The 18,911-nt window shown below is 68.6% G+C and carries 18 protein-coding genes; 3 read left to right on the top strand and 15 right to left on the bottom strand.

Going from position 1 to position 18,911, the window contains the following annotated elements:
• Positions 1–18 precede the first annotated feature (18 nt).
• From KF715_17335 to KF715_17300, 8 genes are all read right to left on the bottom strand, one after another.
• A complete protein-coding gene (locus KF715_17335) occupies positions 19–747 on the bottom strand; it encodes a response regulator transcription factor (GenBank protein MBX3738462.1) in 729 nt (242 codons plus the stop codon).
• The gene (locus KF715_17330) at positions 744–1,871 is read right to left on the bottom strand and encodes a histidine kinase (GenBank protein MBX3738461.1); all 1,128 of its coding nucleotides are present in this window, start codon (positions 1,869–1,871) and stop codon (positions 744–746) included. The genes KF715_17335 and KF715_17330 overlap by 4 nt, the downstream gene beginning before the upstream one ends.
• A 275-nt stretch (positions 1,872–2,146) precedes the next feature.
• Complete coding sequence (locus KF715_17325; GenBank protein MBX3738460.1) at positions 2,147–3,025, bottom strand: CPBP family intramembrane metalloprotease; 879 nt, start codon at positions 3,023–3,025, stop codon at positions 2,147–2,149.
• Positions 3,026–3,036: 11 nt separating this feature from the next.
• On the bottom strand, positions 3,037–3,990 hold the full coding sequence (locus tag KF715_17320) for a hypothetical protein (protein MBX3738459.1): 954 nt from the start codon (positions 3,988–3,990) through the stop codon (positions 3,037–3,039).
• 249 nt (positions 3,991–4,239) lie between these two features.
• Positions 4,240–5,127 (bottom strand): alpha/beta hydrolase, encoded by an 888-nt coding sequence (locus KF715_17315; GenBank protein ID MBX3738458.1) that lies wholly within the window; start codon positions 5,125–5,127, stop codon positions 4,240–4,242.
• A 163-nt stretch (positions 5,128–5,290) separates the two neighbouring features.
• Positions 5,291–7,933, bottom strand: a complete 2,643-nt coding sequence (locus KF715_17310; protein ID MBX3738457.1) for an ABC transporter permease — start codon at positions 7,931–7,933, stop codon at positions 5,291–5,293.
• Between the two features lie 57 nt (positions 7,934–7,990).
• Positions 7,991–8,320, bottom strand: coding sequence for a PadR family transcriptional regulator (locus KF715_17305; protein MBX3738456.1), 330 nt, complete (start codon positions 8,318–8,320; stop codon positions 7,991–7,993).
• 218 nt (positions 8,321–8,538) lie between these two features.
• On the bottom strand, positions 8,539–10,197 hold the full coding sequence (locus KF715_17300) for an NAD-dependent malic enzyme (protein MBX3738455.1): 1,659 nt from the start codon (positions 10,195–10,197) through the stop codon (positions 8,539–8,541).
• Between the two features lie 194 nt (positions 10,198–10,391).
• Here KF715_17300 and KF715_17295 point away from each other — a divergent pair, with 194 nt between their 5' ends.
• Positions 10,392–11,174 carry a tRNA threonylcarbamoyladenosine dehydratase gene (locus KF715_17295; GenBank protein ID MBX3738454.1) on the top strand — a complete coding sequence of 261 codons (783 nt, stop codon included), beginning with the start codon at positions 10,392–10,394 and terminating at the stop codon, positions 11,172–11,174.
• 73 nt (positions 11,175–11,247) lie between these two features.
• Here KF715_17295 and KF715_17290 read toward each other — a convergent pair whose 3' ends face one another.
• On the bottom strand, positions 11,248–11,592 hold the full coding sequence (locus KF715_17290; GenBank protein ID MBX3738453.1) for an energy transducer TonB: 345 nt from the start codon (positions 11,590–11,592) through the stop codon (positions 11,248–11,250).
• A gap of 169 nt (positions 11,593–11,761) precedes the next feature.
• On the bottom strand, positions 11,762–12,607 hold the full coding sequence (locus tag KF715_17285; protein ID MBX3738452.1) for a TatD family hydrolase: 846 nt from the start codon (positions 12,605–12,607) through the stop codon (positions 11,762–11,764).
• Between the two features lie 112 nt (positions 12,608–12,719).
• Here KF715_17285 and KF715_17280 point away from each other — a divergent pair, with 112 nt between their 5' ends.
• On the top strand, positions 12,720–13,175 hold the full coding sequence (locus tag KF715_17280; GenBank protein MBX3738451.1) for a hypothetical protein: 456 nt from the start codon (positions 12,720–12,722) through the stop codon (positions 13,173–13,175).
• A gap of 3 nt (positions 13,176–13,178) precedes the next feature.
• On the opposite strand, the gene KF715_17275 is transcribed toward KF715_17280, so the two are convergent.
• Entirely contained in the window at positions 13,179–13,598 is a 420-nt protein-coding gene (locus KF715_17275; protein MBX3738450.1) for a SufE family protein, read from the bottom strand.
• Between the two features lie 91 nt (positions 13,599–13,689).
• On the opposite strand from KF715_17275, the gene KF715_17270 reads away from it, so the two are divergent.
• Positions 13,690–13,989 carry a hypothetical protein gene (locus KF715_17270; protein MBX3738449.1) on the top strand — a complete coding sequence of 100 codons (300 nt, stop codon included), beginning with the start codon at positions 13,690–13,692 and terminating at the stop codon, positions 13,987–13,989.
• Positions 13,990–13,994: 5 nt separating this feature from the next.
• On the opposite strand, the gene KF715_17265 is transcribed toward KF715_17270, so the two are convergent.
• From KF715_17265 to KF715_17250, 4 genes are all read right to left on the bottom strand, one after another.
• Positions 13,995–15,992, bottom strand: coding sequence for a M48 family metallopeptidase (locus KF715_17265; protein ID MBX3738448.1), 1,998 nt, complete (start codon positions 15,990–15,992; stop codon positions 13,995–13,997).
• Positions 15,993–15,998: 6 nt separating this feature from the next.
• Positions 15,999–16,298: a hypothetical protein gene (locus KF715_17260; protein ID MBX3738447.1), complete on the bottom strand. Its 300-nt coding sequence runs from the start codon at positions 16,296–16,298 to the stop codon at positions 15,999–16,001.
• Positions 16,299–16,345: 47 nt separating this feature from the next.
• Positions 16,346–16,939, bottom strand: coding sequence for a LemA family protein (locus tag KF715_17255; protein ID MBX3738446.1), 594 nt, complete (start codon positions 16,937–16,939; stop codon positions 16,346–16,348).
• A gap of 217 nt (positions 16,940–17,156) precedes the next feature.
• Complete coding sequence (locus tag KF715_17250; protein ID MBX3738445.1) at positions 17,157–18,845, bottom strand: response regulator; 1,689 nt, start codon at positions 18,843–18,845, stop codon at positions 17,157–17,159.
• Between the last annotated feature and the right edge of the window lie 66 nt (positions 18,846–18,911).

Below are 18,911 nucleotides of genomic sequence, written 5' to 3'. Positions count from 1 at the left end.
ACGCGCGGTGCGGCGGCTTCAGAGTGAAAGGCGCTCGCGGAAAAGCTGCGCTTGGCGACGGGAAAATTCGACTTCGGTGCCGTCGTCGAGCGTGACCTTGAGGCTGCCACTGAACCAAGGCGCGATGTGGCGGATGCAGTGGCGATTGACGAGCTGGGAGCGATTGGCGCGGAGGAAAAGCGTGGCGGGGAGGCGCGCCTCGAGGGAGATCAGGGTGCGGTAGAGCGTGAACTCGCCTTCGGTGCAGACGATGCGCGTGTGGTTGTCGTTGCCTTCGAGCAGGCGGATTTGCCGCACGGGGCCGAACCAGCAGCGCTGCTCGTCGCGGAGGAGGACCTGGTCGTCTTCGCGGAGCTTGGCGGAGGTGGTCGTGTCGGCGGGGGCGGGCGAATCGGCGGTGAGGCCGGCGGCGCGCCGGTAGGCGGCTTCGAGGCGCGCCGGGACGATGGGTTTGAGGAGGTAGGCGAGCGCGTTGACTTCGAAGGCGCGCAGGGCGTGCTCGTCGTAGGCGGTGACGAAGATGATTTCGGGGAGCGGGGCGGGGAGGCGGGCGAGCAGCTCGAAGCCGGTGCCGCCGGGCATCTCGATGTCGAGGAAGACGAGGTTGGGGCGCGTTTCCGCGAGGAGGCGGAGCGCTTCAGGGACATTGGCCGCCTCGCCGACGATGTGGGCGTCGGGAAAATCGGAGAGCAGGCCGCGCAGTTCCTCGCGGGCGAGGCGTTCGTCGTCGACGAGGGCGATTTTCATGGGGAGGGAAGGATGGCGGAGCGCGGGGACGGCAGTCGGAGGCGCGCGACCACCTGGCCGGCTTCCTCGATCAAATCCAGCTGCGCGACCGGGCCGTAGACGTGGGAGAGTTGAGCGCGGAGGTTTTGCAGACCGACACCGGTGGAGCGGGTGGTGGTGCGCAACGGGCCGGGATTCGCGATCGTGAGTTCGAGCCGGTCGCCAACGCGGCGCGACGTGATGGCGACGGTGCCGCCTTCGGGGCGGGGCGCGATGCCGTGGTTGACGGCGTTTTCCACGAGGGATTGGACCGCGAAGGGGGGCACGAGCCACCCGAGGGTGGCGACGTCGATCTGCTGGGTGCTGCGGAGGCGTTGCTCATGGCGCATGGTTTCCAGCGCGAGGTAGTGGTCGACGATGCCGAGCTCCTCGGCGAGCGTGACGACGGGGCGGTCGCCGAGGCGCAGGGCGGCGCGCAGGAGCTCGGAGAGCGAGGTGACGGCCTGGCGCGGCTGGGGCAGATGGCGCGGAACGAGCGCGCGGATGGTGTTGAGGGAGTTGAAGAGGAAATGCGGGTTGAGTTGCGCCTTCAGCGCGCGCAGCTCGGCCTCGCGGATCTGGCCGATGAGTCGGAGGCGTTCCTCGGTGTTGTTGCGGGACTGGTTGTAGAAGAGGTAGCCGAAGTAGAGGCTGAGCCAGAAGCCGATGAAAAAGTGGCTGCGCGTCACCATGTCGAGGTAGTCGGTGAACCCGCTGCCTTGGACGAGTTTCCCGGCGGCCAGCTCCGCGCGGTAGAGCTGCACGTAGAGGAGGCTCATCGCGCCGCCCATCGCCACGCTGCCCGCGATCCAGCAGGGGAAAATGCGGGCGATGAATTCGCGCGAAGTGAGCGGCCGGCGGCGGAAAAACAAAAGCAACACACGCAGCGTATGCGTGATCAGGATTCCGAGCGCCGCCAAAGCCAGGTTCTCGATGAACGCCCGGCTGTCGAACGGCTCGGGGGTGAAGAAACTCTGCGTCGCGAGGAGGATGAATCCGCCCCAACCCAGCATTTGCGCCGACCAATAGCGGCGCGTGCCCAGCCAGCGGCGGCGCCACGGATGCGTTGCCGCGGTGATCGGTTGCAAATGGACAAGGGCGGACAACGGAGCGGCGAGAACGGGAAGGGGTGGAAGTTGGCGGCGTAATTCGGACTTCTCCGATTTCCGTCCACAAGGGTTTATTCCGGGGGGCGGGAGAGGGGCAACAGGATCGAGAATGGGTGCGGGCATGGCGGGCGAACAGGCGAATGGATCCCCGGCACCGGAGCAGCGTCGACTCGGGCAACGACGCCGACCGTGGCCGAGCGGCGCACGGCGGATGAGACGGGGGTTGGCATGGGAAACGGGGAGTGTGTCAGCGGCGCGGGGCTCGTCTCGCGTCAGAGTTTAATGAATCCGCCGACGTAGCCGGCGAGCAGCGTCATGAGCACCACGCCTTCGATGGCGTGCGGGATCACGGAAAACCAGACGCTGCGGAACCGGCGTGTCGGATACGTCCACAGCATCGTGGAAACGATGATCGCGGGAATCGTGAGCGGGCGGATGAGATGGTAGGTGGCGAAGAGCACCGCGTTGGCCAGCCAGTCCCAGCGTCCGAAGGCGCCGCGCATGCGCGGCAGCAGCACACCGCGGAAGAGCAGCTCCTCGCCCAGCGCGTAGTTGAACACGCACGACACCAATCCCATCGCGACGAGCCACCAAGCGCCGACGAACTGTGGATCGGCGAGCGATTCGAGGCGCGGCTCCGGCACGGCGGCCAAGGATGGCGCGAGCCACGTCAGCGGCGCGGCGAGCCACTGCGCCAGACGTGTCTGCTCGACGAGGAAAGCGCCTGCGGCCACGGGCACGATCCACCACAGCAACGCGAGACGCGGGCGACCGTCGTCGGGATCGCGCGGCGCGCGGAGCCACAGGCGCGTGCGCCAGCGGCCGGGGCCGAGCGTGGCCGACTCGGCGCGGAGCAGGAGGCAGGAGAGCACGAATTGCCACGCCATGCCTGCGATCATCAGGCCCCAGAGCACGACGCCGGGGTGCAGCCCGAGCGCGGCGCTGAGGCTTGGCGAAACGCCGAAGGCCAGCACCGGCATCGGGAGCGCTGCGGCGGCCCAGATGCCGAGGATTTGGCGAAGGCTGTATTGCGGCAGCGCCGGCGATTCCGTCGGCGCCATCGCTGGGGCGAGCCCACCGCGAGAGCCGTGACCAGTCGCCCCGTAGGGCGTCTGCGTCACGGCATGGCGAGGTTGGGCGGAAGCGGGCACGCGGGCCGAGGTCAGAAGCTGACCGTCACGCCGAGCGAACCGTAGCCGGCCTGCGTGCCGTCGGATTTCAGCACGAGGTTGCGGTCGGGATATTCGAGGCGGCGGTAGCCGACGACGCCGACAGCGGCGCTGAGCTGGATGAATTTGGTGACGTTCCAGTTGGCTTGGAGGCCGACGCGAGCCTCGACGTGCTCCAGTTTGGTTTCGGTGAGCGGGTGGCCGTAAGGATAGGTCGCGGCGTCGCGCTGGCGGACGTAGTAGGTGTTCCAACCGCCCTCGGCGGCGAGGCCGAGTTCGAGCGCTTCGGAAACTTGCCAGAACACGCCGGTGCGCGGGACGCCGAGCGAGAGGCGCCAGTGTTCGGCGAAGCCCCAGTCGAGGCCGGCGACGGGCAGCAGTTGCTGCGAGCCGGTGGCGAGGCTATCGCCCGCCGCGCCGAAGGCGAATTGCAGGCGATCGCTGATGTGCCACATCGCGAGGGTGGCGCCGGTCGCGCCGAAGCCGTCGCTCGTGAGCGAGGTGGTGCCGGCGGTGCGCCAACCGGGACGCGCCTGGACCATCAGCGTCCACTCAGGGCTGAACTGATGCTGCCAGACGAACTCGACGCCGAGGTCCTGGAGTTTATCGGGCAAGGGTGAGGACCAGAAGCCCTGCGCGTTCACGCCGACCTGCGGCGTCACGGGGCCGGTCCAGCGCTTGGAGTCGCGGTGAAATTCCGTGCGGCGGGCGGAGAGGGTGAAGGAGACTTGGTCGGCCTCCGCTTTCCAGAGGTCGGCGCCGTAGGAGAATTCGGCCTCCGACGTGCGGACTTCGGGATAGGTTTGACCAAAAGCCTTGAGGTCGCCGCCGCCGGAGCAGGCGAACGAGCTGCGCAGGGTGGCGCCGTGGGCGAAAGAGAGGAGCGAGAGCGCGCCGGCGACGAGCGCGATCGGGCGGAGCGAAGCGGAAATCGAGAGAGGAGTCATGCGGTGTGCACGCTGCGGCGCAAGCAGCCGGCGACAATCGTGCCACAGCGACCGGACGCGGCGCAGGGCCGGCGGCAGCGTTGCGGGGCGATTGGGCGCGGGCGGCGCCGGTAGGGCGACGCGCGGCGAGGCGCACGTTGAGGAGGACGAGGTTTCTGGATGGGTTCTGTTTGGCATGGGAAAAATGGGTTCGCCGGGCCTGCGCCGAGTGGGCGCGCGGCAGGGCGGTGCGGTTCAGTGCGCGAGCGGCTAGGTGTTCTCCAGAAGCGGGATCACCAAGCGGGCGTAGCGGTCCGGGGCCTCGAGCTCGGGAAAATGCCCGGAGTCGGCGAAGCGGACGATTTCGACGCCGGGCACGAGTTCGTTCAGCGACTCGGGGGCGGTGTGGCGGTGCGTGCGATCCTTCGCGCCCCAGACGAGCGTGCAGGGCGCGGCGATGCCGTGGAGCGCGTCCACGTTTTCGCGGGCGAGGCCCTGGGTGATGCTCGCGAGGCACCAGCATGCGCCGTGATCGAAGGCGTGCTGAGCGCGGGCGCGAAACGGTCCGCGCGGGACGTGGCGGGGCAGCGCGGACTCATACCAGCCGCGAGCGGAGCGTTCCCGCAGCAGCCAGATCGCGGCTTGGCCGAGGAGGGGCACAGTCAGCGGCCACGGGATGATGCGGCGCTTCCAAGCGTGCATGGCGACGACCGAGGGAGTCTGTGCGAGCACCAGCCGGGTGACGCGTCGCGGGGCGAGTTGGGCGGTGCGGAGGGCGTAGAAGCCGTTGGCGCAGCTGAAAGCCAGCGCGGCCGCGGGAATGCCGAGCGCATCGAGCACCGCGAGCACGACGCGGGCGCCGTCGTCCAGCGAATGGGTGTAGGCGGACGACGGCAACGAGTGGCCGAAGCCGGGTAAATCGAAACAGACGACGCGCAGGCGCGGGACGAGCAAGGCGATGAGTTGCTCGTAGTGCTCGATGACGTTCGGTCCGTCGGGAGTGAGCACGAGACAGGGGCCGGGTGTGCCGGAATCGAAGACGCGCACGTTGCCGGCGAAGGTGCGGACGCGGCGGGTGGGCAGCGGACCATCGACGGCCGGTTCGCGGCGCGCGGCGGTGAGCCGCGTGAGCAGGTGATCGAGTTGCGCGGCGATCATGCGGCCTGCGGCGTTTGGCGATGCCGCGCGGAGGCGGCGGCGAGAAGCGTGGTGGCGGGAGAGAAAAAGGGGAGTTGGGCGGGTCTCATGCGAGAAAGGGAAAAGGTGGGCGCGCCGAGCGGTCGGGCGGAGGAGGTCCGCCCGGGTTCCGAGAGAGGAGCGCTCAGTCGGCGCGGAGCGCGGCCATGGCGTCGATGCGGCTGGCGCGGCGCGACGGGAGCCAGCAGGCGACGAGGGCGACGGCGATGAGGATGAGTGTCGTGGCGGCGAGGATCAGCGGGCTGTTGGCGTGGACGCCGCGGAACGCGGACGAGAGCGCCGAGGTGACGGCGTAGGCGCCGAGGAGGCCGAGCAGAGAGCCGAGCAGGGCTTGGCGCACGCCGGCGCCGAGGACGAGGCGCGTGATGTCGCGCGGAGACGCGCCGAGCGCGAGGCGGATGGCGAATTCGCCGGCGCGCTGAGCGGTCGTGCGGGTGATGACGCCGTAGACGCCGAGCGAGGCGAGGCCGAGGCCGAGCACGCCGAAGGCCGTGAGCATGTCGCGGAGGAAGCGCATTTCGTAGAAAGTGCGGGCAATGGAGGCGTCGGCGGTGGTGAGTTGGTCGATCGGCAGATCGGAGTCGAGATCGGCCATGGTGGTGCGGATCGAGTCGAGCAGGCCGGACGGAGCGACGCCGGCGGCGCGCACGGCGATCACCACGGCGCGGGTCGGCTCCTGTGCGAGCGCGGGGTAGACGCGCAGCGTGACGGTGTTGGGTTCGGGGTCGGCGCTTTGGATGTCGCTGACGACGCCGACGATCTCGCCCCAGGCGGGCGCGCCGCGGCCCGCGAGCGCGATGCGGCGGCCGATGGGGTCGCTCTCGCCGAAGAGGGCGCGCGCGGTGGATTGGCTGACGAGGTAGACGCGAGGCGAGTTGGCGGTATCGCGCGAATCGAAGGTGCGGCCGGAGACGAGCCGCGTGCCGTAGGTGGCGAGGTATTGCGGGCTCACGGCGTTGAACATCGCGGCGGGTTCCTGCCCGGGCGCGGGCAACGGCTGGCCCTCGACGATGAGTTTGCGCACGTCGTTCCAGTCGAGGAATGGCGTGGCGGCGGAGAGGCTGACCGCCTCGACGCCCGGCAGTGCGCCGAGGCGCTCCAGGGTCAGGCGGTGGAAGGCGGTGAGTTTGGCGTCGTCGCCGTATTGCCCCGCCGGCAGCAGCATGGAGCCGGTGGCGAGCGGCGCGGACTCCCAGCCGGCGCGGCGGTTTTGCGCGTCGTCGACGCCGACGAGGAATTGGGCGGCGCCGGCGAGGAGCACCATCGCGAGCGTGAATTGCGCGACGATGAGGAACTGGCGGAAACGTTGGTGGCCGCGACTGCCGGTGGTGCCGCGGCCGCCGCTCTTGAGGGTTTCGTTGAGGTCGAGGCGGAGCGCGAAGAGAGCGGGGCCGACCGAAAACACGAGGGCGGTGAAGAGCGAGGCGGCAAAGGCCCAGCCCATGACGTGCCAGTCGACGGTGAAGATGACTTGTTCGCCGTTGTCGCGGGTGGAGCGCTGCGCGGCCCAGTCACGGAACCAGTGGGCGACGAAGATCGCCACGCCGCCGCCGACGAGCGAGAGCAGCAGCGCCTCGGCGAAGAGCGGGCGGAGCAGTTGCAGGCGCGAGGCACCGAGGGCGGCGCGGACGGCGAACTCGCGGGCGCGGGCCATGGTGCGGGCGAGGAGGAAGTTGGCGAGGTTGGAGCAGGCGATGAGTAGGACGGCGGCGGAAAGGCTGACGAGCATCGGCAGCACGATGAGGCCGCTCGAACCGGCGGCGTCCTTTTGCAGCGAGACGGTGCGCCACGAGCTGCCGTGGTTGGCCTCGGGGAACTCGCGGGCGAGGCGCTCGCCGAAGCTGGCGATGAAACCGGCCGACTCGGCGGGCGTGAGGGAGGCGTCGCGCCGGCCGATCACGCGGAGGCGCGTGCCCTGGCGGTCGGCGGCTTCGGCGGGCGTGAGCGCGAGCGGGCGGAAGAAGTCCATGACGCCGAGGAAGCGCCAGTCGTTGAAGGATTCCGGCATCACGCCGATGATTTCGTGGGGCACCCCGTCGATGCGCACGGTGCGGCCGATGATGTCGGGCGCGGAGAGAAAGCGCCCGCGCCACGTGCGCTGGCTGAGGATCACGACATGATCGCGGCCCGGTTGATCTTCCTCGGGGCGGAAGGTGCGGCCGAGCTGGGGAGTGACGCCGAGCACGGAGAACAGGTCGGCGGTGGTGCGCGCCGAGTAGGCGAGCTCGGCGGGGCGACCGGGTTCGGAGAGGCTGGCGCTGGCCGGCGTGTAGGCGATCACGGTGCCGTAGGAGGACTGCGCCTTGCGCAGGGCGAGGAAGTCGGCGGGCGAGAGATTGCCCTCGGAGTTTTGCGCGGTGCTGCGGTAGATGCGTTCGAGTTGATCGACGCGCTGGTAGGGCAGCGGCTTGAGGAGGATGCCGTTGACGAGGCTGAACATCGAGGTGTTGGCGCCGATGCCGAGGCCGAGCGTGACGATGGCGAGGAGCGAGAAACCCGGAGCGCGCACGAGCTGGCGCGCGGCGTGGACGACGTCCTTGCCGAAGCGCTCGAGCGCGCCCCAGCCGAAGGTGTCGCGGGCGTGTTCCTGGAGCGCGGCGGTGTTGCCGAATTTGCGTTGGGCGGCGAGGTGGGCGTCGGTCGGCGAGAGACCGTCGGCGACGTAGTCCGCGGCGCGCTGCTCGAGGTGGAAACGCATCTCCTCGGCCATTTCGGCTTCGGCATTGCGGCGGCGGAAGAGGGTGCGGAGACGGCGGCGGAAGTTCATGGGCGAAGCGAAGGGAAGGGCGGGCGGTTGGAGGTCCGGGGTGGCAAAGGCGGGCGCTCAGGCGGTCTCGAGGACGAGCGTGATGATGGCGCTCATGCGTGCCCAAATTTCCTGTTCCTTCTCGAGCTGCTTCCGGCCGGCGCGGGTGAGGGAGTAGTATTTGGCGCGGCGGTTGTTCTCGGTCTGGCCCCACTCGGCTTCGATCCAGCCCTTGTCCTCCATGCGGTAGAGCGAGGGGTAGAGGGAGCCTTCGTCGACTTGCAGGGCGCTCTTCGAGAGCTGTTCGAGGCGCTGGGTGATGCCCCAGCCGTGCAGCTCGCCGCGGCTCAGCACGCGGAGGATGAGGAGGTCGAGGGTGCCAGGAAGGAGTTCGTTTTTGTCGGCCATGAGCGCTTACCTAGATAATCTAAGGCAGCCGAAGCAAGCCTTTACCTAGATAGTCTAAGGCAAGACCCGGCGCGGGGCGCGGAGTTGCAGGAAAAATACGCCGGGGAGCGCGGAGGCGCGCGCGGCGGAATTTCCAGTGGAAAGCCGGCGTGGAAAACAAAAAGGGCGGCCGCGGCCGGCCGCCCTTCGTTTTGGGGGAATCCGTCGACGCCGAAGCGTCAGACGTAACTCGGATAGTGCGGATCGAACATCGCTTCCTTCACGTGCGCCGCGAGGTCGGTCGGGCGGAGCATGTTGGTGAGGCCGCGGTTGAAGGCGACTTCGGCGACGGCGGTGCCGATCTTGGCGGAGACTTCGCGGATGCGTTTCAGGTCGGGGTAGATGCGGCCGACCATGAGATCCTCCTCGGTGACGAGGTCCGCGAGCTTGCGGGCGGCGACGTAGAACATCTCGTCGGTGACGCGGCGCGCCTCGCTGGCGATGACGCCGAGGCCGACGCCCGGGAAGATGTAGCTGTTGTTGCCCTGACCCGGCTGGTGCGTGACGCCGAGGTAGTTGACCGGGCTGAACGGACTGCCGCTGGCGAAGATCGCGCGACCCTCTGTCCACGTGTAAGCCTGCACGGCGGTGCACTCGGCCTTCGAGGTGGGATTCGAGAGCGCGAAGATGACCGGGCGCTTGTTGAGCTTGGCCATGGCCTTCACGACGTCCTCGGTGAACGTCTGCGGCATGCCGGAGACGCCGATGAGGGCGGTGGGCTTGAGCGTCTCGACGGCTTCGAGCAGCGAAGCGACCGGCTTGTGGTCGTGCGCGAAACGCAGCTTGTGCTCGACGAGGTCGGTGCGGCTCTTGACGACGAGGCCCTTCGAGTCGACGAACCAGCATTGCTCGCGGGCTTTCTGCTCCGGCACGCCGCTGAGCTTGAGCGCCTCGACGATGAGGTCGCCGATGCCGATGCCGGCTTCGCCGGCGCCGAGGAAGAGGATTTTCTGCTGCGGGAGCGGCACGCCGGTGAGGCGTTCGGACGAGATGAGGCCGGCGAGCGTGACGCCCGCGGTGCCCTGGATGTCGTCGTTGAACGTGCAGGCTTTGTCGCGGTATTGGTGGAGCAGGCGGAAGGCGTTGCTGTTGCCGAAGTCCTCGAACTGGATGCAGGCCTTGGGGAAAACCTGCTGGGCGGCGCTGACGAATTCGGCGACGAGGGCGTCGTATTCGGGGCCGCGCAGGCGCGGCTCGGGCAAGCCGAGGTAGAGCGGATCGGCGAGCAGGGCGGAGTTGTTGGTGCCGACATCGAGCATGATCGGCAGGCATTGCGACGGGTCGATGCCGGCGCAGGCGGTGTAGAGCGAGAGCTTGCCGACGGGGATGCCCATGCCGTTGGCGCCGAGATCGCCGAGGCCGAGGATGCGCTCACCGTCGGTGATGACGATGATGCGGACGTCGGACTGCGGCCAGTTTTGCAGGATGCCCTTCACGCGGCCGGCATCGTTCTTCGTGATGTAGAGGCCGCGCGGGCGGCGGAAGATGTGGCCGTATTTCTGACACGCGAGGCCGACGGTCGGCGTGTAGATGATCGGCATCATCTCGCTCAGGTTTTCCATCACGAGGCGGTAGAAGAGCGCCTCGTTGCGCTCCTGGAGCGAGATGAGGTAGATGTATTTCTCGAGGTCGTTTTCCTTGCGGCGGTAATTTTCGAGGACGCGCTCGAGTTGTTGGTCCTGCGTGGCGACGCGAGGGGGCAACAGGCCGCGCAGGCCGAGCAGATCGCGTTCGGCGTCGCCGAAGGCGGTGCCTTTGTTGAGCAGGGGGTCGTGCAGGAGCTCGACGCCACGTTTGCCGTGCAGGTGAAGCGTTGTAGTCATTTGGGATTCCTCCATGCGGCCGGAAAGCTTCGGCCGATTGAGGCAGGTTAGCGCCGGCGCGCGCGGAGGGCAGACGTTTCCGGGCCGCGCGAGCGGGAATCACGCGGGGGTTTCGCGAAAATCCCGAACGCTAATAGGGCGTGTGTGCGAAGTTTTGCGCAAAAAATGGGTGGCGGCGGGCGCGGCGCAGGCTACCGGTGTTCGTTTCGATGAACGACGACTACGTCTCCCGCTTCGGTGCGCTGGGCCGGCTCTACGGCGTGGCGGCGCTGCCGCGTTTGCACGCGGCGCATGTCGCCGTCGTCGGCGTGGGCGGCGTCGGTTCGTGGGTGGTGGAGGCGCTGGCGCGCTCGGGGATCGGGGCGCTGACGCTGGTGGATCTCGACGACGTGTGCGTGACCAACACGAATCGCCAGCTGCACGCGCTCGCGGACACGGTGGGCCGGCCGAAGGTGACGGTGCTCGCCGAGCGGGTGCGCGCGATCAATCCGGATTGCCGCGTGACGACGCATGTGGAGTTTTTCACAGCGCAGAGCGCGGAGCGGTTGCTCGCCGCGAAGTTCACCTGGCTCGTCGATGCGATCGATGGCATGTCGAACAAGGCGCTACTCCTCGCGACGTGCGTCGCGCGCGGCCAGCCGGTGCTCACGATCGGCGGCGCCGGCGGCAAGCGCGATGCGACGCGCCTTCGCGTCGGCGATTTGGGCGAGGCGCAGGGTGACGACCTGCTGCGCCAGGTGCGCAAGAAGCTGCGCAACGACCATGGTTTCGCGCGCGGCGAGGGACAGGTTTTCGGCATCCCGTGCGTGTCCTCGAACGAGAAACCGGTGTTCCCGTGGGCGGATGGCTCGTGCTCGACCGAGCCCGAACCCGGCACGAGCCTGCGGCTCGATTGCGCGAGCGGTTTCGGCACGGGGGTGTTCGTGACGGGCGCGTTTGGTTTCGCCGCGGCGGGCGAGGTGGTGCGGCGCATCGCGACCGACGCACGCTGAGTCCGGCGTCCGGACGCGAAAGAGCCGAGCAACCGATGAGGTTGCCCGGCCGGGGATGCGAGGCGCGGGCCGCTCAGGCCTCGACTTCGAACTTCAGCGGGATGCTGACCTTGGCGCGGACGGCTTTGCCGGCGACCTTGGCGGGGACGAACGTCCAAGTGCGGACGGCTTCGAGCGCGGGATCGTTGAAGGCCTCGTTCGAGGATTTGGCGATCTGGCAGGCGAGCACTTTGCCGCCCTCGTCGATGACCATCGTGACGACGACCATGCCGGCGACGCCTTCCGAGCGCAATTTGTGCGGGTATTGCGGCGGCTTCGTCTTCACCGGTTGCGGCGGCGAATCGAATTTGGTGACAACGTCCGCGACGCTATCGACGGTTTCGGCGAACGTAGGGATCGCGAGGGCAACGCAGGCCAAGGCGATCGAACATGACAGGGCTCGAATGGTTTTCATCATGAAAAATGCGCGCGGAGAGCGCGCTCCTGCCCCTTTAGTCGGCCGGGATCGGCGGAACTTGATGCCGCGGCTCGCCCCAGCACGTCAGCTTTCGGCGTCGGTAGCGGCGCTAATCGCCGCCGCGACGGTTTCAGTCGCCGAAAAATCGCCGGAAATTCGTCTCCACTTGCGCGGCCAAGGCGTCGAGCGACACCTCACGCAGCTCGGCTAGGCCGGCGTAGGCGGCGGCGAGATTGGCGGGATGGTTCACCGTGCTGCCGTCGGGCGCGGGCGGCAGATGGAAGGTCGCCCGGCCGGCCGGGAGCGGCATCGCCGGCGCATCCGTCTCGACCAGCAGGCGGTCGGCCGGGATGCGCCGGAACACTTCGCGTTTGGCCGAGTGGCGTGCGTCGAGGAACGCGCCGTTGAAAGAGAAATAGGCGCCATAGTCGGCGAACTTGCCGACCAACTCCGCCGGGCCGCCGTAGGCGTGGAGCAGGAAGCCGCGGGCGGGCGTGTTGACGTGGCGGAGCAGGCCTTCGAGCGCGCCGAAGGCTTGCAGGCAGTGGATCGTGACCGGCCGGTTTTCGGCGGCGGCGAGGCTGAGTTGCTTGATGAAGACCTCGCCCTGTTCCTCGAGCGGAGCGCGACGCAAGCCGGCGAGGCGCGGGTCGTCGGGTTTGGCGCTGTCGAGGATCCAGCGGTCGAGGCCGATCTCGCCGACGGCCGCGTGCGGTTCGGCGGCGAGACGCTCCTTGAGGCGGTCGAACCAGCCTTCGGCGCGATTGCCGGCGTCCCACGGATGCAGGCCGTAGCTCGGGAAAACCCACGCGTGGCGCGCCGCGAGGTCGGCGACGGCGGGCCAGTCGGCTTCGCAGGTGCCGTTCACCACGGCGCGCCGCAGGCCGGCGGCGCGCAGGTCGGCATCGATACGCTCGCGGTGCGGTGCGAGCCAGTCGTCGTGAGCGTGATTGTGGGCGTCGTAAAGCGGAAGCACAGAGGGAAGATAGCGGAGGTCGGCCGGGAAAACAGCGGAATCAGAGCGGTGAAGCTAAAGGGCGGTGCGATTGGTGCCGTTTACGAGCGCAACCAAGGAAGGAACCTCGTCCATGATGGACAACCTCATCATCGATTTGCCCGAACTCAAACTGCCGCGCGATCTCGCGTGGCGGGTGAAGTTCATCGATGCCGTCGAGGAGCATGCGCGCCGCCTGGGCATTTACGGGCGCTACGAGCCGACGCGGTTCATCGGTTACTATTTCGCCGGGGCCTACCCGGTGGTTGTCTCGGGGCATTGGACGGTGACGCTCGACGACGTGCCCCTGCTGCGCCGTGTGCGCGACCTGATCGAGCGGATCACGGACGAGCGGTTCAGCATCCGGAGTGTGTCCGAACACACGTCGCCGGAATTCATGCTGCTGCACGACCGTCTGGATGGCGCGTGCTGGCTGTGGGAATACGCCCATGGTCGCCGCTTCCTCGAGGCCCGCACGCCGGTGTCGTCGTTCGGCGGTCTCGAGGAATTCGAGGACGGCGGGGATGCACCGCGCCAACTGGGCGCGTGAGTCTCAGCGCCCCGCGAGTTGCGCGGCGGCGTAGTCGCGGATGCGGGCGCGGACGCTGCGCAGGCCGTTGAGCCGCGTGGGCGAAAGCGTGCGGGCGAGGCCGAGTTCCTCCACCAACGCCGGCTCCGTGGCGACGATGTCGGCCGGCTCGCCGCCATTGTAGAGATCGCAAAGCAGCGCCACGACACCGCGCACGAGCGGGGACTCCGCGTCGCTGCGGAACCAGCAGCGGCCGTCGCGGGTTTCGCAAACGACCCAGACCGCCGAGATGCAGCCGCGCACGCGGTGGTCGTCGATGTGCTCGGTGCGCGCGGCGGCGAGGCGCGGGCGGGCGCGGTCGACGATCGCGGCGAGACGCTCCTGGGCGTCCTCGATGAGGAGGAGATCGGCGATCATTTGCTGCTGGCGTTCGGCGACGGTCACGGCGCGAGCAACGTGCGCGGCGGGCGTGCGCGTGGCAAGGCGGGCGTAGCGCGACTTGCCAGCGCGGCGGCGCGGCGCTTTGGTCGGCGCGGTGAACATCTTCGTGGCGAGTTGGTTTTGGCGCGGGTTGCGCGGGCACAGCGTGACGTTTTCGCTGCTGTTCGCGTCGTTCGTGCTCGGTCTCTCGATCAGCGGCGGCGTGAAGCACCTGCTCGCCGCGCTCGGCGTGCACTGGCTCTATGTGCTGATCCTGCCGGTGGTGTTCTTCACCTGGATGAATGTGCGCGAGCCGAAGTGGTGGCCGGACGAGAAGCGCCGGCGCACGCTGGCGCGGTCGCTGTTGTTCGGCTCGATCGTGCTCGCGATCGTGATCAACCAAATCCGGCACTGAGCCGCTCAGGCGGCGAGCACGGGGACCGGGCAGTCGATGGCGGCGGCGATGGCGCGGAAGAGGTCGGCCTCGCGTTCGGTGACCACGCGATCGGCGCCGATGACTTGGGCGGCACCGGCGAGGACGCGCTGCTTGATCGGCAGCGCCGCGCCCGCCAGGCGATCGAGCGCCGCATCGAGTTTTTCCAGCGTGCAGGCTTCGGCACCGACGAGCGCGAGCCGGTCGGCGATCAACGGGAGCTGGCCCACGCCGGCGGCGAAGGCGAGCGAGACGCGCGCGGGCTCGGTGGCGCCGGCACGGGCGAGCGCGGAGAGAACGACGGCGATGTCGGCCGCGAGCGGTTGGAACGAACTGAACTGCACAGGCGCGCGCGGGGAGCTGGCGCGGGCGAGCGAGAGCTGGCGCAGGAGCATTTTTTGCAGCGCGAACTCGAAGGGGCTCACTTCCGCGTCGGAGTGGACGAGCTTGTCGAGCGTGGCGACGAAGCGGGCGAGTGCGGCGGCGTCGAGCGTGCGCAGCGCGGGGAGGCAGAGCTGGAAGAGCGGGAGTTTCACCGCCTCGTCGAGGTCGGCCAGCAGCGGCAGCAGCGTTTGCGTGGCGGTGCGGTGCGCGGCGCCGGAGTGTTGCGCGATCAGGGCCAGTTGGCGTTCGCGGTTGGCGGGGGCGCCGTTGCTGAGGAGACCGTAGATCAGCGGGAGGGCGGTGTCGGCGGCGCGGGTGGCGTTGCGGAGTCCGGCGGGCAGCGTCTCGAGGAGTGCGCGGGCGTGGCGGAAGTGGGCTTCGGTCAGCGCGCCGATGCTTGCGGTGACGGCGGCGGGGGCGAAGGGAACACGGTCGGGCGTGGCGAGTTCTCCTTCGCGGACGATCTCGCGCGTGATCGGCGGGGGCGAGCCGGCGAGGCTGCGCGCGGAGCCAGCGAGGCCGGCGCTGGTGAAGGACTCGGTAGCGACGTCGACCACCTCGGGCGGCGTGAAGAGTTGGCCGTCCCAACGCGGGTCGATGGCGCGGAGGCGTTCGCCGAGCGGCGGGTGCGTGGCCCAGAGTCCGCCGAAGAAGGAGGTGAAGCCTTGCGCGAAAAAGAAGTGACCGATTTCGGGGGCGTGCTTGTCGGTGAGCGTGGAGCCGAGCGCGTAGCCGCCGATTTTTTTCAGCGCGCCGGAGAGGCCGGCGGGGTTGCGCGTGAATTGCACGGCGGAGGCGTCGGCGAGGAATTCGCGCTGGCGCGACACGGCGGCTTGGATGAGGCGGCCGAAAAAGTAGCCGACGTAGCCGATGAGCAGGAGCGCGACGCCGATGGCGAGGATGACGGCCATGCCGCCGCCTTTTTTGTCACCGCTGCTGCGCACGCGGCCGCGACCGAGGCCTTCGAGGATGCCGCGGCCGAGCAGGCCGATGACGAGGATGCCGAAGACGATGGCGGCGAGCTTCACGTTGAGCCGCATGTCGCCGTTGAGGATGTGGCTGAACTCGTGGCCGATGACGCCCTGAAGCTCGTCGCGCGTGAGCTTTTCCAAGGTGCCGCGGGTGACGGCGACGACGGCGTCGGACGTGGTGAGGCCGGCGGCGAAGGCGTTGATCGCGGGCTCCTCGTCGAGGACGTAGACGGTGGGCACGGGCGTGCCGGAGGCGATGGCCATTTCCTCGACGACGTTGAGGAGGCGGCGCTCGTGGAGATCGGTCGTGTGCGGATCGATGCGGCGGCCGCTCACGAGTTCGGCGACGGCGGAGCCGCCCGCACGCATCTGCGACCATTTGTAGAGCGAGGCGAGGCCGACGATCGCGATGGTGGCGAGGGCGACACTGGTGAAGATCGTCGGGTCCCAATAGACCAGCGGGGCGCGCTCCTCGTAATAGGAGTGCCGGTTGGCGCCGCCGGCGGTGTGGACGATCGCTACGGCCGCGATGTAGCTCGCGGCGATGGTGCCGAGCACGGCGAGCGCGAACAGGAAGACGAGCCGGTTGGTGCGGCGTTTCGCGCGGGTTTGGGCTTCGAAGAAGTCCATCTTGGGCTAGCCGGGTGGAGTAATTCTGCCCGAGTAGCCGCCGTCGACACGGCCATCAGAGCGATCGATGGCGTCAACAATATCGGCGAGCTCGCGAGACGAAATCACCCCTTTCGCCAGCAGCAGTCGTGTGACGGCGGCGAGATAGAGCTTCAGCTCGGCGTTTTCGCGCGCGAGTTCACCAACGGAGCGCGCGGCGTGATCGCTGCTGCGGGCCGCGCGCTCGGCTTCGATCGCGAGATCGCGCATCGCGCGCTGTGTGTCGTGGATGTCCATCTGCTGGCCGACATTGCCGAGCAGAAACATGCGTCCCCAGCCCATGGTGATTCCTTTCGTGAAGGTGATGCGGGAACTCAGCTGAACTTCACTTGCGGGGCGGCGCGCTCGGCGGCGTTGTCGACTTGGAAGAGTTGGGCTTCGGCGAAGTTGAACATGCCGGCGAGGATGTTCGTCGGGAAAGTCTCGCGGCTCGTGTTGTAGCTCGTGACGGCGTCGTTGTAGGCCTGGCGCGCGAAGGAGATTTTGTTTTCCGTCGAGGTGAGCTCCTCGGTGAGCTGCATCATGTTCTGGTTGGCCTTGAGGTCGGGGTATTGCTCGGAGACGACCATCAGGCGCGACATCGCGCCGGCGAGGCCGGACTCGGCGCCGAGGAGATTTTTCATGGCGCCGGCGTCGGCGGGATTCGCGGCGGCGGATTGCGCGGCGGCGTAGGCGACGTTGCGGGCCTTGATGACGGCTTCGAGCGTCTCGCGCTCGTGTTTCAGGTAGCCCTTGGCGGTCTCGACGAGGTTCGGAATGAGGTCGTAGCGGCGCTTCAGCTGGACGTCGATTTGGGCGAAGGCGTTCTTGAAGCGGTTGCGGAGCGTGACGAGCGAGTTGTAGGAACCCGCGACCCAGAAGAGCAAAACGGCGGCGAGGCCGAGAAGGACGAGGAGGGCGATGATCATGGTGAAAAGGGTTAACTCAGACGCGTGCAGCTTTGTCGCAACGGGCGGTGGGCGCGAGTGGATTTCCGCTATAGGAAAATGGCTTGATTGGATCGCGGCGCGCGCGGACGCGCTTGGAAACGGCGGCGCGAGGAGTGGCGTGACGAGGGGCGAAATTTTTCCGAATTCCGCTACGGAAAACGCGCGCCGGAGGCCGCGGGCGGCATGGCGAGGCTGGTTACCGCGGGAGGAATCTCGCGAGCGTGCGGGCGAGGGCGCTGAGCAGGACGGGTTTGACGAGTTGCTCGTCGGCGCCGCAGGCGAGGCTGGCGGCGCGGGCGTCGGTTCCGGCGTGGCCGGTCAACATGACGATGACGGGGCGCGGGCCGTGCCCTTCGCGGCGGATGGCGGCGCAGACTTCGCGGCCGTCGAGGTTGGGCATCTCGACGTCGAGGAGCACGAGGTCGTGGTCGCCGACGCGCCAGCGCGCGAGGGCTTCGGAGCCGTCGTTGGCGAGGTCGGGTGCGTAGCCAAGGCGGCGGAGTTGGCCGAGCGCGACGCGTTGGTTCACGGGGCTGTCGTCGGCGACGAGCACGCGCGCGGGGTGGCGTTGGGCGAACGAGGCGTCGAGCGGGCCGGCGGTGGCATCGGCGACGGGGCGTGCGAGCACGGTCGCGGTGAAGGTCGAGCCCCGGCCGGGTGTGCTTTCGACGTCGATGCGGCCGCCGTGCAGGGCGGCGAGGCGTTGGCTGATCGCGAGGCCGAGGCCGGTGCCGCCGTAGCGGCGCGTGGTGGAGGCGCGGGCTTGGGTGAATTCCTGGAACAGGCGCGCGATCTCGTCGGGTTGAAGGCCGATGCCGGTGTCGGTGACGGCGAAGGAGAGTCGGAAGCGTGCGTCGTCGGTTTGTTGCGCGGAGGCGCGCAAGGTGACGGCGCCGTGGGCGGTGAATTTCACGGCGTTCGCGAGGAGGTTCACGAGGATTTGCGTGAGCCGCGTGACGTCGCCGCTGACTTCGGCCGGGAGGCCGGGGGCGAGGACGAGGTCGAGGGCGAGTTGCTTGGCCTGCGCGCCGGGGCGGACGAGGCGCAAGGCGTGTTCGAGGCACTCGCGCAAGTCGAAGGGTGCTTCCTCGAGTTCGAGTTTGCCGGCCTCGATCTTGGCGAGGTCGAGGATGTCGCCGACGAGGCGCAGGAGGAGTTGCCCGCTCGCGCCGATGGTGGCGACGGCTTCGTGTTGCTCGGTGGTGAGCGGTGTGCGGGCGAGCAGTTCGGTCATGCCGACGACGGCGTTCATCGGCGTGCGGATCTCGTGACTCATGGTCGCGAGGAAGCGGCTTTTCGCCTCGGTCGCGGCGAGGGCGGAGGTGCGGGCGGCCTCGAGCGCGCGTTGGGCGACGTGGAGCTCGTCGATGCTGGCGGATTGCGCGTGGATCAGGCGGCGCAATTCGAGGGCGTTGACGACGTGGCGGCGCAGGACGCGGAGCGCACGGGCCTGCGACTCGGTCAGGACGCGCGGCTGGCGGTCGAGGACGCAGAGCGTGCCGAGGGCGAAGCCGTCCGGTGTCACCAGCGGGGCGCCGGCGTAGAAGCGGATGTGCGGGGCGCCCGTGACGTTGGCGAAGGAGCGGAAAACGGGGTCGGCGTCGGCGTGGTTGACGACGAACAGGTCATCAGCGCGTGGGGCGACGATGGCATGGGCGCAGAACGAAATCTCGCGCGGCGTCTCGGCTTCGGCGAAGCCGACGCGGGCCTTGAACCATTGCCGTGCTTCGTCGACGAAGGTGATGGAGGCGAGCGGTGCACCGCAGATATCGGCAGCCAGCGCGACAAGGTCCTCGTATTCGCGCTCGGGTGCGGTGTCGAGGATGGCGTAGGAGCGCAGGGCGGCGAGCCGTTGCGCCTCGTTGGCGGGCAAGGGGGAGACCATGGGTGCGTGGAACCCGGGATGGGCGCAGATTTGAGAGGGAGAGGGCGCGGCGCGCAAACGCAGGTT

Origin of the sequence: Candidatus Didemnitutus sp., from assembly GCA_019634575.1 — a bacterium.
Taxonomy (GTDB): domain Bacteria; phylum Verrucomicrobiota; class Verrucomicrobiia; order Opitutales; family Opitutaceae; genus Didemnitutus.
The sequence above is the reverse complement of the archived record's forward strand: the minus strand, read 5'-3'. Positions and strand labels throughout refer to the sequence as shown.

Bases quoted from the DNA above. Each gene is read 5' to 3' on its own strand.
- KF715_17315 (MBX3738458.1), bottom strand. From the start codon at position 5,127: ATGATCGCCGCGCAACTCGATCACCTGCTCACGCGGCTCACCGCCGCG.
- KF715_17260 (MBX3738447.1), bottom strand. From the start codon at position 16,298: ATGTTTCTGCTCGGCAATGTCGGCCAGCAGATGGACATCCACGACACA.
- KF715_17300 (MBX3738455.1), bottom strand. From the start codon at position 10,197: ATGGAGGAATCCCAAATGACTACAACGCTTCACCTGCACGGCAAACGT.
- KF715_17265 (MBX3738448.1), bottom strand. From the start codon at position 15,992: ATGGACTTCTTCGAAGCCCAAACCCGCGCGAAACGCCGCACCAACCGG.
- KF715_17320 (MBX3738459.1), bottom strand. From the start codon at position 3,990: ATGACTCCTCTCTCGATTTCCGCTTCGCTCCGCCCGATCGCGCTCGTC.
- KF715_17250 (MBX3738445.1), bottom strand. From the start codon at position 18,845: ATGGTCTCCCCCTTGCCCGCCAACGAGGCGCAACGGCTCGCCGCCCTG.
- KF715_17335 (MBX3738462.1), bottom strand. From the start codon at position 747: ATGAAAATCGCCCTCGTCGACGACGAACGCCTCGCCCGCGAGGAACTG.
- KF715_17305 (MBX3738456.1), bottom strand. From the start codon at position 8,320: ATGGCCGACAAAAACGAACTCCTTCCTGGCACCCTCGACCTCCTCATC.
- KF715_17280 (MBX3738451.1), top strand. From the start codon at position 12,720: ATGATGGACAACCTCATCATCGATTTGCCCGAACTCAAACTGCCGCGC.
- KF715_17255 (MBX3738446.1), bottom strand. From the start codon at position 16,939: ATGATCATCGCCCTCCTCGTCCTTCTCGGCCTCGCCGCCGTTTTGCTC.
- KF715_17295 (MBX3738454.1), top strand. From the start codon at position 10,392: ATGAACGACGACTACGTCTCCCGCTTCGGTGCGCTGGGCCGGCTCTAC.
- KF715_17310 (MBX3738457.1), bottom strand. From the start codon at position 7,933: ATGAACTTCCGCCGCCGTCTCCGCACCCTCTTCCGCCGCCGCAATGCC.